This window comes from Streptomyces zaomyceticus, from assembly GCF_014656215.1.
Classification (GTDB): Bacteria; Actinomycetota; Actinomycetes; order Streptomycetales; family Streptomycetaceae; genus Streptomyces; species Streptomyces zaomyceticus.
Genome location: NZ_BNBZ01000074.1, coordinates 1 through 1,159, shown reverse-complemented (window position 1 = coordinate 1,159; position 1,159 = coordinate 1). Strand labels below are relative to the sequence as shown.

1 protein-coding gene is annotated in these 1,159 nt (G+C 69.2%); it reads left to right on the top strand.

From position 1 onward, the window contains the following. Positions 1–1,155 (top strand): acyl-CoA dehydrogenase family protein (locus IE311_RS36485; protein ID WP_229902381.1); only part of this gene is annotated, 1,155 nt, incomplete at its 5' end. Positions 1,156–1,159: the final 4 nt, after the last annotated feature.

The following is a 1,159-nucleotide window of genomic DNA, read 5'->3' as shown; positions in this document are numbered from 1 at the left end:
TTCGACCTGTATCGGCCCTCCGAGGAGCACGACATGCTCCGGGAGTCGGTTCGTGCTCTCGCGGAGGCGAAGATCGTGCCGTTCGCCGCGGCGGTGGACGAGGAGGGCCGGTTCCCGCAGGAGGCCCTGGACGCGCTGGTCGCCAACGACCTGCACGCGGTGCACGTCCCGGAGACCTACGGCGGCGCGGGCGCGGACGCGCTGGCCACGGTGATCGTGATCGAGGAGGTCGCGCGTGCCTGCGGGTCGTCCTCGCTGATCCCCGCGGTCAACAAGCTCGGCTCGCTGCCGGTGATCCTGTCCGGCTCGGAGGAGCTCAAGCACAAGTACCTCGGCCCGCTGGCCAAGGGCGACGCGATGTTCTCCTACGCCCTGTCCGAGCCCGACGCGGGCTCCGACGCCGCCGGGATGAAGACCCGCGCGGTCCGCGACGGGGACTTCTGGGTCCTCAACGGCGTCAAGCGGTGGATCACCAACGCCGGCGTCTCGGAGTACTACACGGTGATGGCCGTCACCGACCCCGACAAGCGCTCCAAGGGCATCTCCGCCTTCGTCGTGGAGAAGTCCGACGAGGGCGTCTCCTTCGGCGCCCCGGAGAAGAAGCTCGGCATCAAGGGCTCCCCGACACGCGAGGTCTACCTCGACAACGTCCGCATCCCCGCCGACCGCATGATCGGCGCCGAGGGCACCGGCTTCGCCACCGCCATGAAGACCCTCGACCACACCCGCATCACCATCGCCGCCCAGGCCATTGGCATCGCCCAGGGCGCCCTCGACTACGCCAAGGGCTACGTCCAGGAGCGCAAGCAGTTCGGCAAGCCCATCGCCGACTTCCAGGGCGTGCAGTTCATGCTCGCCGACATGGCCATGAAGCTCGAGGCCGCCCGCCAGCTCACCTACGCCGCCGCCGCCAAGTCCGAGCGCGTGTCCGCCGGCGGCGACAAGGAGGACCTCACCTTCTTCGGCGCCGCCGCCAAGTGCTTCGCCTCCGACGTCGCCATGGAGGTCACCACCGACGCCGTCCAGCTCCTCGGCGGCTACGGCTACACCCGCGACTACCCCGTCGAGCGCATGATGCGCGACGCCAAGATCACCCAGATCTACGAAGGCACCAACCAGGTCCAGCGCATCGTCATGGCCCGCAACCTCCCGTAACCCC